13 protein-coding genes are annotated in these 16,866 nt (G+C 64.3%); 12 read left to right on the top strand and 1 reads right to left on the bottom strand.

The window, feature by feature from the left end; genetic code table 11:
• The first annotated feature begins 38 nt into the window (after positions 1–38).
• From VHD36_13570 to VHD36_13540, 7 genes are all read left to right on the top strand, one after another.
• A complete protein-coding gene (locus VHD36_13570) occupies positions 39–1,088 on the top strand; it encodes a rod shape-determining protein (GenBank protein HVU88344.1) in 1,050 nt (349 codons plus the stop codon).
• Positions 1,078–2,064: a rod shape-determining protein MreC gene (locus VHD36_13565; protein HVU88343.1), complete on the top strand. Its 987-nt coding sequence runs from the start codon at positions 1,078–1,080 to the stop codon at positions 2,062–2,064. The genes VHD36_13570 and VHD36_13565 overlap by 11 nt, the downstream gene beginning before the upstream one ends.
• A gap of 46 nt (positions 2,065–2,110) precedes the next feature.
• A complete protein-coding gene (locus VHD36_13560) occupies positions 2,111–2,623 on the top strand; it encodes a hypothetical protein (protein HVU88342.1) in 513 nt (170 codons plus the stop codon).
• Positions 2,624–2,805: 182 nt separating this feature from the next.
• Entirely contained in the window at positions 2,806–5,034 is a 2,229-nt protein-coding gene (locus VHD36_13555) for a penicillin-binding transpeptidase domain-containing protein (protein HVU88341.1), read from the top strand.
• A gap of 448 nt (positions 5,035–5,482) precedes the next feature.
• Positions 5,483–7,297 carry a translational GTPase TypA gene (gene typA / locus VHD36_13550; GenBank protein ID HVU88340.1) on the top strand — a complete coding sequence of 605 codons (1,815 nt, stop codon included), beginning with the start codon at positions 5,483–5,485 and terminating at the stop codon, positions 7,295–7,297.
• Between the two features lie 231 nt (positions 7,298–7,528).
• Positions 7,529–8,686 (top strand): glycosyltransferase, encoded by a 1,158-nt coding sequence (locus VHD36_13545; GenBank protein HVU88339.1) that lies wholly within the window; start codon positions 7,529–7,531, stop codon positions 8,684–8,686.
• Positions 8,687–8,951: 265 nt separating this feature from the next.
• Positions 8,952–10,175, top strand: coding sequence for an MFS transporter (locus VHD36_13540; GenBank protein ID HVU88338.1), 1,224 nt, complete (start codon positions 8,952–8,954; stop codon positions 10,173–10,175).
• Between the two features lie 127 nt (positions 10,176–10,302).
• On the opposite strand, the gene VHD36_13535 is transcribed toward VHD36_13540, so the two are convergent.
• Positions 10,303–10,758, bottom strand: coding sequence for a thioesterase family protein (locus VHD36_13535; protein HVU88337.1), 456 nt, complete (start codon positions 10,756–10,758; stop codon positions 10,303–10,305).
• Between the two features lie 238 nt (positions 10,759–10,996).
• On the opposite strand from VHD36_13535, the gene VHD36_13530 reads away from it, so the two are divergent.
• The 5 genes from VHD36_13530 (at position 10,997) to hemA (ending at position 16,861) form a co-directional block, all read left to right on the top strand.
• Positions 10,997–11,758 carry a TetR/AcrR family transcriptional regulator gene (locus VHD36_13530; GenBank protein HVU88336.1) on the top strand — a complete coding sequence of 254 codons (762 nt, stop codon included), beginning with the start codon at positions 10,997–10,999 and terminating at the stop codon, positions 11,756–11,758.
• A gap of 51 nt (positions 11,759–11,809) precedes the next feature.
• Positions 11,810–12,265, top strand: a complete 456-nt coding sequence (locus VHD36_13525) for an SRPBCC family protein (protein ID HVU88335.1) — start codon at positions 11,810–11,812, stop codon at positions 12,263–12,265.
• Between the two features lie 117 nt (positions 12,266–12,382).
• Entirely contained in the window at positions 12,383–13,783 is a 1,401-nt protein-coding gene (locus tag VHD36_13520) for a cytochrome P450 (protein ID HVU88334.1), read from the top strand.
• Positions 13,784–13,994: 211 nt separating this feature from the next.
• Positions 13,995–15,590 (top strand): cytochrome c biogenesis protein CcsA, encoded by a 1,596-nt coding sequence (ccsA, locus tag VHD36_13515; GenBank protein HVU88333.1) that lies wholly within the window; start codon positions 13,995–13,997, stop codon positions 15,588–15,590.
• Positions 15,587–16,861 carry a glutamyl-tRNA reductase gene (hemA, locus tag VHD36_13510; protein ID HVU88332.1) on the top strand — a complete coding sequence of 425 codons (1,275 nt, stop codon included), beginning with the start codon at positions 15,587–15,589 and terminating at the stop codon, positions 16,859–16,861. Before ccsA ends, hemA begins: the two co-directional genes overlap by 4 nt.
• Positions 16,862–16,866 lie beyond the last annotated feature (5 nt).

Raw genomic sequence — 16,866 nt, 5'->3', positions numbered from 1 at the left:
CTCAAAAACAGTCGATCTCGAATACGTGACAGGCAAGGATGCTTGAACGATTCTTCGGCGTGCTAGGTTCCGACCTGGCCATTGATCTCGGCACCGCCAATACGCAAATCGGCGTAGCGGGCGAAGGCGTCGTCCTCGACGAGCCCTCGGTCGTCGCCGTCGAGGAAGGAACCACGCGCATCGTCGCCGGCGGCCGCGCCGTCGGCCACCTCGCCAAGCAAATGCTCGGCCGCACGCCGGGCTCGATCTCAGTCGTGCGGCCGCTGTCGGCCGGTGTCATCACCGATTTCGAGCTGTGTGAAGCGATGCTGCGCTACTTCTTCCGCAAGGCACAGCGCGGCGCCTGGTCGCGCGGGCCACGGGCATTAGTCGCCGTGCCGGGCTCGATCACGCCCGTCGAAAAGCGCGCCGTGTACAACAGCGCCCATCGCGCCGGCGCGCGGCAGGTTTTTCTGGTCAGCGAGGCGATCGCGGCCGCAGTCGGCGCCGGACTGCCGATCACCGAGCCCGTGGCCAGCATGATCTGCGATCTCGGCGGCGGCACCACCGAGGTGGCCGTGCTCAGCCTGGGAGACGTCGTCGCCGCTACCTCGGTCCGCGTCGGCGGCGACCGCATGGACCAGGCGATTGCGGATTATCTGCGCCGCAAACATAACCTGCGCATCGGGCTGGCCACGGCCGAGCAATTGCGGATCGACATCGGTAGCGCCGCACCTTTGGCCAAGGAACTCGACACCGAAGTCCGCGGCCTCGACGCGACGACCGGCCTGCCGCGGCGATTCGAACTGACGAGCGTCGAGCTGCGCGAGGCGCTCTCGGGCCCACTCGACGACATTCTCGATTGCGTCAAGACGACGCTCGACGGTTGCAGCCCCGACCTGGCGGCCGACCTGGTGGACCACGGCATCACGGTCTGCGGCGGCGCGGCACTGTTGCGGCAGTTTGATGTACTGCTGGCCGAACGCATCGGACTGCCGGCGCGGATCCTGCCCGAGGCCCGCACGATCGTCGCCACCGGCATGCTGACTTTGCTCGAAGACCTGGCCGAGTGGCAGCAGATGCTGCAGTCGAGTGACGATGATGTTTGAATCCTCCGAGCGACCCAAGCCGTTGCTTACGCGCCCGCGGCTGATCCTGGCCGGTTCGCTGGCGGCTGGGCTGATCACGGCGCTCTTGCCCGCCCGCGCCCTGGAACCGCTGCGCGCGCTTTACAACCGCGCGCTCGAGCCGGGGCAGCTCGTGGCCGGTCGGCTGGTCGCCCGCCTGGAAACGCTTGTCGCACAGGCCCGGCACGCAACGGCCACGGCCGACGAAGTCGCTGGGCTAACGGCCGACGCCGCGCGCCTGCGGGCGCGCAATCAGGAACTGGAAACCGCGCTAGCGCTCGCCCAGGCGAGCGCGGCGCAGTCCGAGGCAGCGAGCCATCTGCCGGCCACCCCGCCACTGGTTTTGACCGAGGCGATCCGCGCCCGCGTTCTGGGGCGGCGCGCCGGCGGACTATTTCCCGAGTCGGAAATCGTCGCCGTCGGTAGCACGAGCGGTGTCCGCCGCGAGGCCCTCGCGCTTAGGGATAGCACCGTGACCGTCGACGCCGGACACGACGTGCAGGTCGTGGCGGGCGATTTCGTGCTCGCCGGGCGGCGCATCTACGGCAAAGTCCTTGAAGTCGCGCCGCATACCTGCGTCGTTCGTGGCGCGGACCAGGCTTCGTACCGCGACGTCGTGCAACTGGTGAAGCTCGTCGACGGCCGAGCAAACGTCGGCCCGACCGGCATCCTCGAAGGAACAGGCGATGGCCGGTGCCGCGTGCGCATGATCAATGCCAGCGAAGACGTTTCCGTCGGCGATCTGGTTTTCACGGCCCACGACGAAGGTCTCACGACACAACCGCTTTTGTACGGCCCGATCGCCCGTTGCGAGCGCGCGCCGGGCGCCCCGCACTGGGATCTTTGGGTTGACCTCCAGCGCGAGCACCATCGGCCGAGCCACCTGGTCGTACTGCGCGCCTCGTTGAATCCTGCCCGCGTGGCCGCCCTGCCGGCTTCGCAGTCCGAACAAGAATGATCGAAAATCTCTCAGCGGCATTTGAAAACCTGCCGGAGGAACGGATTTGACCGTCGCCATTCTGATCCTGTTAGCCACTTATCTGGCTGCCATCGTAGATACGGTGTTTGCACCGTACGTCGCGATCTACCACGTCGCGCCGACGATGCTACCACTGGTGGTAATCGTGGCGAGCGTGCTCACCGCGCCTTCGCCCTGGCGCATCGCGCAGATGGCCGCGGTCGGGCTGGTTTTCGATTTGAGCGCTTGCGGGCATGCCGGTGCAGGAGTGATCAGCTTCGCGCTGACCGCATACGTGCTCGGCCAGGCGCGCGGCACGCTGCGCCGCCTGGAACCACTGGAGCAAGCCATGGCCTGCGTACCGATCGTGGCAGGAATGCTGCTCGCTGTCGCCATCGGCAATCTCGTGTTTCCGGAAGGAACCAGCGCGACCGGCATCGCATGGACGCGCGCGGGGGCTGCGAGCGTTTATACCGCGGCTCTCAGCTTGCCCGTATGGACGCTTGCCGCGTGGCTGCGGCAATCGCGACAAGTCCGACCAGCGACGCTACATCGGTAACGGCGGCCGGGATCTGTAACCCCCGGTCAGAAGCATGTGGAAATTCCAGGGGTGGCACGGACAACTAGCTTGTCCATGCTGCGAAGCAGCAAGAGCGTCAACGCGGTTGGCGCTGAAGCGCCTACGGCGGCCTGACAACGAGATGTCAGGGCCGGCCAGAGAAGAACAAGACACCAAGACGCATGCGTAGCGAGCTCCGCCTGACTCTCGAATCCGCCCGACCGCGCTCCTCGCTCAACGAGGAGACCGTGGCCGATTCAGGCGCGCGCATGCAACACCTGCTTTTGCTCTTCGGGGCTTTGCTGTTGCTGGTATTCTGCCGAGTCGTGCAGCTCGAGCTGACGCAAGGCGAGGGTTTTCGCGGCGTCGCGGCCCGGCCGTTGGAGAAATCACGACCGCTCGTGGGGACGCGCGGCCGAATCGTGTCACGCGACGGAGTTGTCTTGGCCACCGATGGGCGGATCGCATCGCTGGCGGTCCACTATCGCTACCTGGAAGACCCACCGAACACCCGTTGGCTGCGTCGGCAAGCTCGGGCCCGCGTCAGACCGGATGATCCACAACGCGCCGCCCGACTGATGGCCGAGCAATCCTGGGTTCGCGAGTATCGCGATACGCTCGTCGATCAACTCGCCCGCTTGTGCGGCCGCCCGATCGACGATTTGCAGGCGGAACAGGGTAAGATTCAAAAGCGAGTCCGCGCGATTGCCGCTGCTGTGAACCGCGCGCGCGACCAGCGACAACAGTTGAGCGCGGGGGCGCAGTCGCTCAGCGCCTGGCAAACCTGGGCAACAGCGGCCCCAAGTTGGTTGTTCGCCGCCGACGATCCTCGCGTCGCGCCGCGCATCATCGTGGCCGAGGAGCTCGATTACCACGTGCTCGTGCCCGATGTGCCACTCGAGGTTATCGCCGAGGTGGAATCACACCCCGAGCAATACCCGGGCGTGCGCATCGTGGAGCAGTCGGGCCGGCACTATCCGCGCGGCGCACTGGCGGCCAACCTTGTGGGCCACCTGGGCATGGCGGATGAAATCGCCGGCGCCCCATCGGCTGATTCAGCGTCCCCGGCAGCAAGTGAGCCGCAGGACCCTCGGCGAAGCGAGCGACTCACCGAAAAGCTTGTGGGCCGAATGGGCCTGGAGCGGCAATATGAGCGCGAACTGCAAGGGCGCGACGGCCTAGTGGTTGATTTCACCGATCACAGCGGCCGCTGGCTATCGAGCCGTCGCCAGGCCGAACCGGCCGCCGGCGCGGACCTCGTTCTTACCGTCGACGCGCGCCTGCAGCAACTCGTCGAAGAGCGGTTGGATCGCGCGTTGGCCATGGCCGATCGCTCGGATGCCGTCGTCCATTCGGCCGCTGGCGGGGCCGTCGTGATCATGGACGTGCACTCAGGCGCGATCCTGGCTTCTGCCACCGCGCCGCGCTTCAATCCGAACGCTTTCGCCAGGCGCGATACGGCAGCCATCGAAAGGCTGCTCGCCGATCCTGCCCATCCGCTTTTCGACCGGGCGACGAAAATGGCGATTCCACCAGGAAGCGTGTTCAAAGTGGTCACGGCACTTGCCCTGCTCGCGGAACCAGGATTCGATCCATGGGCCACGTGCGATTGCCAAGGTTATCTCAGCCGGCCTGATCGTGAGCGCTGCCAGATCTTCCGCCGCTTTGGTGTCGGCCACGGCGAAACGGATTTGTCGACGGCGCTTGCGCGCAGTTGCAACGTTTATTTCTTTCAGCATGCGGCGCAGCTCGCCCCCGCGCGGTTGGCCGATTGGGCATTGCGGCTGGGATTTGGCCGCGCGAGCGGAGTCGACTTGCCTGGCGAAGCATCTGGCTTTGTCCCCCACACGTTGCCGTCGCGCGCTGACGAGCCCACCTGGAAACTGGTCGATACGCAAGCCTTCGCGATTGGGCAAAGTCGCCTCACCGCGACTCCGCTGCAAATCGCCCGGCTAATGGCCGCCGTGGCCAATGGCGGCACGCTGGTGACGCCCCACGTCGTCGCGTGCGGGGCCGAGGCGAACGCGCACGGCACCTTCTATCCGCCGGCGGCAACGAATCACCCCATCCAGGGTCTCAACAGCGAACAGTTAGCGGTCGTCCGGCGGGCGCTGGAACGAGTTGTCGAAGATCCCGAGGGAACCGCCTACGCGGCCCTGGCCGACACGGGCCTTGCGGTGGCCGGCAAAACCGGGACGGCCGAGACGGGCGCGCGCACGGCCGATCACGCCTGGTTCGCCGGCTACGCCCCGGCCGACGCGCCGCGCGCGGCCTTTGCCGTGGCCCTTGAACATCGAGGTTCGGCCGACCGTGCCGCCGCGCTGGCCAAGGAACTGGTGCAAGGGCTCGAAGCCCTTGGCCTGCTAGCGGGGCCCGCGCCTGCGGAACTGGTGCAGGCCGATGAGCCATAAGCTTGCACAAAGGCCGCTAATGTATTCCGCAAGGCGATGCCACCGCGCAGCCGGAACGGCCGCACCACAACTCGTGTCACGTCGGCATTTTGTGGTGCGGGCGTCGCGCCTGCATCTTTACGCCGGGCGACTCGCTCTATCCGCCGCAAAGCTTTTCTGCTAAGATTCTTACATTCGGCCGCGCCAGCGCAAGGCAGGCGCCTTGCGGGCAGAGAGTAACGCTCGTGACGCAGCCGACGGATTTGGTCAATCCGCAATGAAATGGCGAAGGGCTCGCCCGTAACCCCGCGGGCCAGTTTGCCGACCGTGTCGCCTGGCGACCGCCACTGACCTTCTGGCCGGGCGACATTCCTGAATGGCTTTTTGATGCCGGACACCAGCCACACAGGCGGCTGATGCATCCGGCCGTCCCGCTCCCTAAGCCGGTCCTATCCGGCAGACGAGACCCATGCGACGCAACGACATTCGCAATATCGCCATCATCGCCCACGTCGACCACGGCAAGACGACCCTCGTCGACTGCTTGCTGCGGCAGAGCGGCGAGTTCCGCGCCAGCCAACTCGTGGGCGAACGCATCCTCGACTCGAACGAGCTGGAGCGCGAACGCGGCATCACGATCCTGGCCAAGAACATCGCCATTCCCTACCAGGGCGTGAAGATCAACTTGATCGATACACCGGGGCACGCCGACTTCGGCGGCGAAGTGGAGCGCGTACTGCGGATGGCCGACGGGGCGCTGGTGCTGGTCGACGCGGCCGAAGGACCGATGCCGCAGACGCGCTTCGTGCTATCGAAGGCCCTCGAGTTCCGTCTCAAGCCGGTCGTGGTGGTCAACAAGGTCGATCGCCCCGACGCCCGCCCGCGCGAGGTGCTGGACGAAACGTTTGAGCTATTTCTGGAGCTGGGCGCCGACGACGAGCTGGCGGATTTTCCGTACATCTTCACCAGCGCCCGCGACGGCTACGCCACGGCCGAGCCCGGCGAGCGCGGCGAAACGATGAAGCCGCTTTTGGACATGGTGCTGGACCAGGTTCCCGGTCCAGAGATCGACGAGAAGGCGCCGCTACAGATGCTGGTCACCACGCTCGACTGGTCCGAGTATGTAGGCCGCATCGCCGTCGGGCGGATTTACTCCGGTGGCATCAAGCGCGGCCAGCAGGTTGCCCTCATGCAATCGGGCGATAGCTCCGTCAATGGCAAGGTCGTCGGACTGCACGTCTTCAGCAACCTGGGTCGCGTCGAGGTCGAAGAAGCCGCGGCGGGCGACATCGTGGCCGTTGTGGGCCTCGAACAAGTCGAGATCGGCGACACGATCAGCGATCCGATCGAGCGCAAGTCGATGCCGCGCGTCGAGGTCGATCAGCCGACCTTGGAAATGATCTTTTCGGTGAACAGCTCCCCCTTGGCCGGCCGCGAAGGGCGCTATCTTACGAGCCGGCACCTGCGCGATCGGCTGATGAAAGAGCTGGAACGCAACGTTGCCCTGCGCGTCCGCCCGGTCGAAGGATCCGACGCGTTTGCCGTCAGCGGTCGCGGGCTTTTGCACCTGTCGGTGTTGATCGAAACCATGCGCCGCGAAGGCTTCGAGATGTCGATCGGCAAGCCACGCGTCATTACCCGACAGCGCAATGGCGTGCTGGAAGAACCGTACGAATCGTTGGTTGTCGAAGTTCCGCCCGACCGGCTGGGGCCGGTGATGGAGCTGGTCGGCGCGCGACGCGGTCAGTTGGTCGAGATGGGGACGCGCGGCGAGTTGTCGCACGCCACGTTCTCGATCCCGGCCCGTGGCTTGATCGGATTGCGGACGCGCCTCTTGAACGCCACGCAGGGAACGGCCGTGATGCACCACCGCTTCGAGGCTTATCGTCCCACGTCGGGCGACGTGCCGGGCCGGGCCAACGGCGTGCTCGTCTCGATGTCGCCGGGCAAGGCCGTGGCCTTCGGTCTCGACGGGCTGCAGGAGCGGGCCGAGATGTTCATCGCGCCGGGCGAAGAAGTCTACGAAGGGATGATCGTCGGCGAAAACAGCCGCACCGGCGACATGCCGGTCAACCCGACCAAGGAAAAGAAGCTGACCAACATGCGGGCATCGGGGAGCGACCGCAACATCATCCTCAAGCCGCCGCGCGTGTTGTCGCTGGAAGAAGCGCTCGAATACATCGAAGATGACGAACTGGTCGAAGTCACGCCGTCGATCGTGCGGCTGCGGAAGATTCTGCTCTTGGAGACCGACCGCAAACGGGCCGCGCGGCAACGAGCGTAAGTCGCCGGCACTGAGCGCGAAGTGATAAGTGCCCAGCGGCGCGCGAATCTGCGGCTCTCAGATCGCGCTAATAATGCGTTTTCGGCGGTCCTCGGCGTGCCTTGCCTGTCCGCCACGGGCGGAGAAGCATGTCTTCAACGACCCGGCTCGTTTCCCGCGCCGCGGCCGCGCCGTTACACTTAACCGCGCTGCGGTGAGCGTCGTTCCTAGCTCGGGCAGGAGATCCGTCACATGACACGCGTCGTCGTTCTCTCGGCCTCGGTCGGGGCGGGGCACCTGCGCGCGGCTGAAGCCGTCGAGCTGGCCCTGCGGCAAATCGCGCCGGAAATCGAGGTTCAAAATCGCGACGTTCTCGATTTCACGAACGCCGTCTTTCGCCGCGTGTACGCCAAAGCGTACCTGGACCTGGTGAACAACTTTCCGCACTTCGTCGGCTACTTCTACGATTGGCTGGAAGGAGACGGCGAAATCCGCCCCCGCACGCGCGACAAGCTGCGCCAGGCCGCACAAAAGCTGAACCTGCTCTCGTTCGAGCGCTTCTTGCACGATGAGCAATGGGACCTGGTGATCAACACCCACTTCCTGCCGGCTGAGCTGATTTCGAAATTACGCGCCAGCGGGAAGCTGAACGTGCCTCATGTCACGGTCTGCACCGATTTCGACACGCATCGGCTATGGGTCAATCAGCCGACCGATCGCTACTTCTGCGCCACCGAAGAGGGCTCGCTGCACTTGCAACACTTCGGTGTGCCGGCCGCCGATATCGACGTCACCGGCATTCCTATTCATCCAGTCTTTGCCGAACCGGCCGACCGCGCGCGATGTCTCGCGCAACAGGGTCTGAGCGGCGACCGTCCTGTGCTCCTGCAACTGTGTGGCGGTTTTGGCGTGGGCCCGGTCGAAGCCGTGTTTCGCAGCTTGCTGGCCGTGGAGAAGCCGGCCCAGATCGTGGTCGTGTGCGGCCGCAACGAGGAATTGAAAGAAGCCCTGGAGAAGATTTCCACGACCGATCGGCACCGCGTGAGAATTCTCGGCTTCACCAAGGAGGTCGATCAACTGATGGGCTGCGCGGACCTGGTCGTCTCGAAACCGGGCGGTTTGACGACCTCGGAATGCCTGGCCCGCGGCCTGCCGATGGTGATCGTCAATCCGATCCCTGGCCAGGAGAGCCGCAACAGCGATTACTTGTTGGAGAGCGGTGCCGGTGTGAAGGTGAACCACGTCTGCACACTCACGGCCAAAGTGAACGATCTATTGAGCAATCCCGACCGGCTGGCACGCTTGCGCGCCGCCGCCAAGGCCATTGGACATCCGCAAGCAGCGTTCGACGTCGCACGGCGCAGCCTGGCCGTGATCGGCGTCCGCGCGAGCGAATCGGCCCATTGTTAGTTGACTGGGCGTTGCGGCTGCGTTTGCGAGGCGTGGCGGCGCTCAGTAAACTCCCCTCCCTGCCAGGGAGGGGCCGGGGGAGGGTTAGGCGCTTACTCGCAATCACGGTTTCCACTCTCAAGCGCACGAGAAAATCAGATTTACGCTCTCGATTCGCAAACCCACGACCCTCACCCAACCCTCTTCCTGAGAGGGAGAGGGGTTTCTACACCGCGCGAGCGAACCGGCGCATTGCTGGAGAAAATGCGGTAACGAAGGATCTATCTTGAGTGACGAGGAGCAACACGACACGCCTTCAACCGCTGACACGCGGAAGCTGCCCGCCAACGTCAAGCTGCTGGGCCTGACGAGCCTGGTCAACGACATTGCCAGCGAGATGATTTATCCGCTGCTCCCCGATTTGCTGCGTGGCATCATGGCTGCCAGCTACGAGCAAGTGGCGCTGGCGATCGGCGTAATCGAGGGGATCGCCGAAGCCATCTCCAGCATCTTGAAGCTCTTTGCCGGTAGTTGGTCCGATCGTACCGGCCGGCGTAAAAGTTGGATCGTCGCCGGCTACTCGATGGCCGCTGCCGCGCGACCGCTGTTGGGCCTGGTCGTGCTGCCGTGGCAAGTGCTGGCCTGCCGCGTCGGCGACCGGCTGGGCAAAGGCATCCGCACCAGCGCCCGTGATGCGGTCATCGCTGAAAGCACTCCGCCAGCGCAGCGAGGTTGGGCCTTTGGCTTTCATCGGGCGATGGATCACTTGGGGGCGGCGATCGGGCCGGTGCTGGCGACGCTGTTTTTATGGTGGTGGCCCGATCACTTGCAGACACTCTTTCTGCTGACGATCATCCCCGGCCTGATCGTGGTGGCGATTCTGGTTTTTGGCCTCCGCGAGCCCAAGCACGCCGCCGGTACAGCGCAGCCGTTTATCTGGTCGCTGGCGCCGTTGAGCGGCAACTTTCGGCTGTACCTCGTTTCGCTGGCCGTCTTCACGCTGGGGAATTCGAGCGATCTGTTTTTGCTGTCGCGTGCCGGGCAGCTCGGCGTGCGCGAAGAGCTGCTGCCGATCATGTGGTTTACGTTCCACGTCGCCAAAAGCGCCGGCAACATGATCGTCGGCCGGCTGGTCGAGCGCTTGGGCGCACGGCGCCTGATCGTTGCCGGCTGGGCCGCCTATGCGGCTGTCTATTTCGGATTCGCGCTGGCGACCGAGGCCTGGCACGCCTGGGCCCTGTTCATGTCGTACGCCCTGTTTTACGCGCTGACCGAGCCGCCTGAGAAAACGCTGGTCGCCGAGCTGGTGCCCGGCGAGCGCAAAGGACTGGCCTACGGCTGGTACAACTTCGCGATCGGCGTCGCGGCCATGCCGGCCAGCGTGCTGTTCGGTTACTTGTACAAAGACTACGGGGCGCTAACGGCCTTCAGCACCGGCGCCGCACTGGCCATGCTTGCTGCGGCGCTCTTGCTTGGCGTGAAAACACCAGCGAAAGAGAAAGGCAGGTAACTCACCACGGAGACACGGAGGCACGGAGGAAATACGAAATGACGAATGCAGGATGACGGCTTTAGGCGGCTGCCATGGGACCTCCGCCCGCGTTCGTCATTTCATTCATCATTTCATTCTGCATTCATCAATTCTTCTCCGTGCCTCCGTGCCTCCGTGGTGCATCCTCTTCATCGCGCACGATTTCAAAAGCCGTGGCGACCTCGGGCGGAATGCGCGCCAGCGAAAACGAATCGAGCTTCACGAACGCCCATTCCGTGGCCGCGGTAGCCAGCACGGCTTCGTCCTGGCGGCGGATGATCTTGTAGCGCCGCAGGCAGGAAAGGCGGCGAAAATCCGCGACCCAGGTGCGCACCACCACTTCATCACCGGCGAAAGCGGATTGCAGGTACTTGATTTCGTGCGAGCGGACGACAAAGCCGGCTCCCAACTGCTCGTACTTTTCCGCCGGCCATCCTTGGGCGGCCGAATGCGCAAGTGCCGCCGCGAGCGCCCAGCGCAGGTATTCCAGGTTGTTCACGTGACCTAGTCGATCGATGTGCTCGGACGTGACGACGAGCGGATGTTCGAAGATGGCGGGCATGCAGATCCTTCGCTGGTACTTCGAGGCGTGACACGCGAATCCCGTTGTAACGAAGCGCCGTTGCGGCGGCGAGCGGCGCGGCCTGCTCTCGGCGCCGCGCGGTCTGTTCTCAGCTACGCCCGGTTGGCGCCCTTGTCTCTGGCGAGCGTCCCTCGTATCATGCATTCAAACGAACGTTTGAATGGTTGGACGCGGCCCATCCGCAAGGACCTTTTTTTCCAGGTTGCCCGCGGAACCCATGCCCACGCCTTCCGATACCCGCACCCATATCCTGGACACGGCCGAACGGCTGTTCGCGGCCCGCGGGATCGACGCGGTCGGCATTCGCGCCCTGGTCGACGAGGCCAAGGTCAACCTGGCGGCGGTCCACTACCACTTCGGCAACCGCGAAGAGCTGGTCCGCGCCGTGATCAAGCGCCGTGTGCTGCCGATGAACGCCGAGCGCTTGCGCCGGCTGGACGAAGTCGAAGCGGCCGCCGGCGGCGCGCCGCAACTGCCCGACATTCTGCGGGCTTTCGTGGCGCCGGTGTTCGAGCTGGTCGACGAGCAGCCGCACCTGGGCTGGCTCTTGGCCCACATCGACGTCACGCCCGACGAAAAGCTGCGGATGTTCTTCTATTCGCTGTTCGTGGAGCTGGTCTGGCGCTTCGGCGCCGCGCTGCGCAAGGCCGTGCCGCAGGAGATCGGCGATCGCGAGGGTTGGACCCGCGTGCAGTTCACCTGGGGGGCGATGCTCTTCACGATGGCCAAGCGCACCGATCGCGAAGTGACGGCCAGCGGCCAGATCGAGCCCTTGCCGGTGGCGCAGCTCATCGACGAATGGGTGGCGTTTTGCACCGCCGGGTTGACGTGCGAAAGCCCCGCGGCGAACCACGCTGCCCATCCGGCACGCAAGAACGGTCGCCGCGCAACCCCCGTTCGAACCCCGCCGGCAAAAGCTGAGAAACAGACGACGCCCCAACGCCGTAAGAGCGCGACCAAAAAGCGTGATCCTAAATGACGCGACCGAGGGATTAGGAAACCCAGCCCACAAGGGTCGAGAGGAACGACAATGCACCTGGAACATTCGCTCGCGATCGCGGCTCCCTGGGAGGTGGTATGGGCGGTCACGATCGACGTCGAGCGCTGGCCTGAATGGACGCCGACGATGCAGCGCGTCGAACGCATCGACAGCGGGCCATTCCGCGTGGGCAGCCAGGCGCGCGTCAAGCAGCCGCAATTTCGTGAAGCGATTTGGACTGTTACCGCGCTGGAAGCAGGCCGTCGCTTCACCTGGCAAACTCGCATCAGCGGCATGGACATGACCGCGACGCATGAAGTCATTCCCGCCACGAGCGGATGCACGAGCCTTCTGCAGTTGGAAATCTCGGGCTGGCCGGCCCTCGTTTTGGGTCCTTTGGTACGTGGCGGAGCACAAAAGGCGATGGCCACGGAAAATGCCGGCCTGCGCGACCGTTGCGAAAAACTAGCCCGTCCGTCTCCTCATAAGGACCCGCAGAACAAGTGAGTGCCATAGCCCGTCACCACACTAGCCCGAAGCGCCAGCAAGGGACTGAAATCTCTTGCGGCCATCACCCTCGCTGGGGCTTCGGGCTGGTAGCTCAAACCGTTTTAAGGTGATCCCATGACGACGACTCATCCTCCCGGCCCGCGATCGCTATTCGGTTTCCACTTAGCCCGCGCGATGCAGCGCGACGTGTTTGGTTTCAGCATGGACTTGGCGCGGCGCTACGGCGACGCCGCCTATTTCCGCATCGGGCCGGTGCGGTTTTTTCAGTTCATTCATCCTGACCGGGTCCAGGAAGTTCTCGTGAAGCAGGCGAAAAAGCTGCACAAGCCGCGCCGGCTGAAAGAAGTGTTTGGCCGGTGGGACGGCGAGGGACTCTTGTTAAGCGAAGGCGATCTGTGGGTCCGCCAGCGGCGGTTGGTGCAGCAAGCTTTTCAGCCGCGCCGCGTCGAAGGGTACGCCGCGGTCATGTCGCAGCTGGCCAGCGAAATGGTTGCGCGCTGGCAGACGCGGTCCGAAATCGACGTCGTCGACCAGATGCATCGCGCGACGCTCGACGTCGTTTGCAAGACGCTGTTCGGTTTTACCGCCGACGATCACGCCGGCATTCGCGACGCGGTGCAAGACTTGCAAGATGCCGCGCTCATCGAGTTTGGCCGGCTGGTGCCGATGCCCGACTGGATGCCGCTGGCCTCGAAGCGACGCATGCGGGCGGCGATCCGATACATGAACCATCTGCTCGACGATATCATTCGCCAGCATCGCGCGACGGGCGAAGATCGCGGCGATCTGTTGTCGATGCTCCTCTTGTCGGTCGATCACGAAGGAGACGGCCGGGGGATGAGCCATCAGCAAGTGCGCGACGAGGCCATGACGCTGCTTCTGGCGGGGCACGAGACCACGGCCACCACACTCGTCTGGACGCTGTACTTGCTCGCGCGCCACCCGCAGGTTCAAGAGCAAACCGCAACGGCTGTGCGCGATGTGCTCGGCGATCGACTCGCCACGGCAGCCGATGTGCCGCGCCTGGCGGCTGTCGATTGCGCGATCAAGGAAGCGATGCGCCTCTACCCGGCCGTGTACTTCACCGCGCGCGAAGCGGTCGAAGAGGTCGAAATCGGCGGCTACCGGATCCCGCCGGGGAGCCAGATCCATCTGCTCCTGTACGCCATCTATCACGATCCGCGCTGGTTCCCGGCGCCGGAGGAATTCCTCCCCGCACGTTTCGCGGACGGGGGTGAAGAGCGGCTACCGCCGGGCGCCTTCGTGCCGTTTGGCGCCGGGCCGCGGGCGTGCATCGGCCGGGCCATGGCGATGATCGAAGCCACACTGATCGTCGCCACGATTTTGCAAAAGTATCGGCTGTCGCTGGCCCCCGGGCAGGGAGAGCCGACCCCGGTCGCGCAAGTGTCGCTGCACCCGGCCGGCCCGGTGCGACTGACGCTAGCGCCTCGCGAGACAGGCACCGCCGAGCGACCAGCAGTCGCCTCCCGAAGTCCTCAGCCGCAGAGGGCTTAGGTACACTTTTTTCGCCGCAAAAACATGCCGCGAAGCCACTTTCGGCGGGTGGACATCCGAACCGCCGAAACGTAGCCTGGAATATACAGTTACTGCAACGCTCGCGGGGGCGGTCTTTTCGGCCTGAGGGGTGTCTGTCGGGCCGCCGCTCCAGCCCGAAGCGCCAACCGCGCGGCCACTCCCCCCAACGTTCCCACCGGTATCCGGCGCAATGCTCGCGGGAATCAGCACACTTTGTTTCGGGGCCAGCTATGCCGTGGCCTTCGCGCTCGAGTTGTCGCGGCTCTGGTTCCGTAGCGGCATCCGCGGGGCGTTACTGATCGCGTTCGCCGCGGCCGGCTTGCTCGCACATACGCTGTTTCTCGGCTACCGAGCGGCCACGGCGACGAGCACGCCGATTTCCAGCCCCTTCGATTGGTTTCTCGTGGCGGCCTGGGTTCTGGCGGCCACGTATCTGTACCTGACGTTCTATCATCCGCGCACTGCGGTAGGCTTGTTCATTCTGCCGCTCGTCCTGGCGCTTGTCGGCATCGCACAGTTCTTCGCCAGTCATGAACCGTTCGCCGAGACGCGCGCCTCGCAAATCTGGGGCGCGATCCACGGTGTGTTCATCCTGCTGGGCACCGTGGCCGTAATGGTCGGCTTTGTGGCCGGCGTGATGTATTTGCTGCAATCGTACCGGCTGAAGCATAAACAGCTCGCTCCGCAGGGCTTTCGCCTGCCGAACCTGGAATGGCTCGACCACATCAACAGCCGCGCGATCGTTATCTCGGCATTGATGCTGGCCGCGGGATTTCTCTCCGGCACGGTTCTGAACCTTGTGAATCATCGGCTCGAAGTCGACGAATTGCCGTGGAACGATCCGGTGATCTGGACGTCGAGCCTGCTCTTGGCGTGGCTGGCAACGGCGGCCGTCTTCGGCATGATCTACAAACCGGCGCGGCAGGGACGCAAAGTCGCGTACCTCACGGTGGCGAGCTTTTTGTTCCTGGTGCTAGCGCTGGGCCTGCGCTTGTTTCTGCCGAGCGCACATTCGCCCGCCCGCGAAGCCGCGCCGCGAATGGATTCCCCCTCCCTGTCAGGGTGGGGCCAGGGGAGGGTAACGCGTTCAGGGCCGAACGACGTTGAATCTTGGCTAGGTTCGTTCCGCCGCGGTTTGGCGAGTGATGCATCTCTGGCGGCTTACGACTCGACCCTCATCCTGCCCTCTCCCTGGAAGGGAGAGGGATTCGAGCGAGTTCTTTCTCTAAGCGCATGCGCCGATAGCGCAAAACGCCACACAGCGTACTTGCAAATGTTGGCGGCATCTCATCTCTTATCCCCCTCCCTGTCAGGGAGGGGCCAGGGGAGGGTGACGCGTTCAGGGCCGAACGACGTTGAATCTTGGCCAGGTTCGTTCCGCCGCGCTTTGGCAAGTGATGCATCTCTGGCGGCTGGCGACTCGACCCTCACCCTGCCATCTCCCTGGAAGGGAGAGGGATTCGAGCGAGTTCTTTCTCTAAGCGCATGCGCCGATAGCGCAAAACGCCACACAGCGCACTTGCAAATGTTGGCGGCATCTCATCTCTTATCCCCCTCCCTGTCAGGGAGGGGCCAGGGGAGGGTAACGCGTTCAGGGCCGAACGACGTTGAATCTTGGCTAGGTTCGTTCCGCCGCGGTTTGGCAAGTGATGCATCTCTGGCGGCTTACGACTCGACCCTCACCCTGCCCTCTCCCTGGAAGGGAGAGGGATTGGAGCGAGTTCTTTCTCCCCGGAAGGGAGAGGAAGTGGTTGCGCTGGACGTTCATGCGGAGGCTTCCGCATGAAGTACCAGATCTGTGGGCTCAGCCATCACACCTCCTCGGTCGAGAAGCGCGGGCGGCTGGCGTTTAGCGCCGAGCAGGCGCGATCGGCGCTGGCGAATCTGCGGCAGCGCTTTCCTGCGGCCGAGGCGGTCGTGCTGTCGACCTGTAATCGGGTCGAAATCTACACCGCCTGCGATGCGCCGGCCGGCGTGCCGACGCACCAGGAAGTGGCCGAATTCCTGGCCGATTTTCATGGCCTGAATCTGTCCGACATCTTCGATGATCTTTTCGAGCGCACCGGCGAAGACGTCGTGCGGCACTTGTTCCACGTCGCCGCCAGTCTCGACAGCATGGTGGTCGGCGAGCCGCACATCGTGGCGCAGATCAAACAGGCGTACGAGCTGGCGTGCGAGCGCGACAGTACCGGTCCGCTCACGAACCAGGTTTTTCAGGCGGCCCTGCGCGTGGCCAAGCGCGTAACCAACGAAACGTCGATCAACGAAAAGCGCGTGAGCATTCCCAGCGTCGCCATCGCCGACTTCGCCAAGCAAATTTTCGAGCGTTTCGACGACAAGCGGGTGCTGGTGCTCGGGGCGGGCGAAATGGCCGAAGAGACGCTGCGCTATCTGCAAGACGAAGGGGCACGTGACGTACACGTGCTGAATCGCAATTTCGAGCGGGCCGAGATCTTGGCCCGGGCCTGGCAAGGCCGGGCCGCTCGGTGGGAAGATCTGAACACGGAGCTGACCGCAGCGGATCTCGTGATCAGCACCACGGCCGCCACCGAGCCGATTGTCACGCGGCAATCGTTTGCGCCGGTTGAAGCCGCGCGGTTTCAACGCCCGCTCTTCATTCTCGACCTGGCCATGCCGCGCGATTTCGAGGCGGCGGTTGGCGAATGCCTGGGAGTCTACCTGTACTCGATCGACGACCTGCGCGAGGCTTGCGACCGCAATCGGCGCGAGCGCGAAAAAGAATGGCCCGCAGCAATCCGCATTGTCGAGCAGGAAACGGCCCGCTTCATGGCCGACTTGAATCATCGCGCCACGGGGCCGATCATCAAGCGGCTGAAACAAGGATGGCAGCAGACGACGCACGACGAATTGCGCCGCCTGCTCAACAAGCTGCCGGATCTCGACGATCGCGAGCAGCAAGAAATCCGACAATCATTCGACCGGCTGATCAACAAGCTCCTGCACCCGCCGCTGGAAAGCCTGCGCGACGAGGCGAGCGAAGGCATGACGCACACGCTGTTGGACGCCTTCAAACGTTTGTTTCAACTCAAGGATTGAAGGAC

The sequence above is a fragment of the Pirellulales bacterium genome (assembly GCA_035546535.1).
Classification (GTDB): domain Bacteria; phylum Planctomycetota; class Planctomycetia; order Pirellulales; family JACPPG01; genus JACPPG01.
The sequence above is the reverse complement of the archived record's forward strand: the minus strand, read 5'-3'. Positions and strand labels throughout refer to the sequence as shown.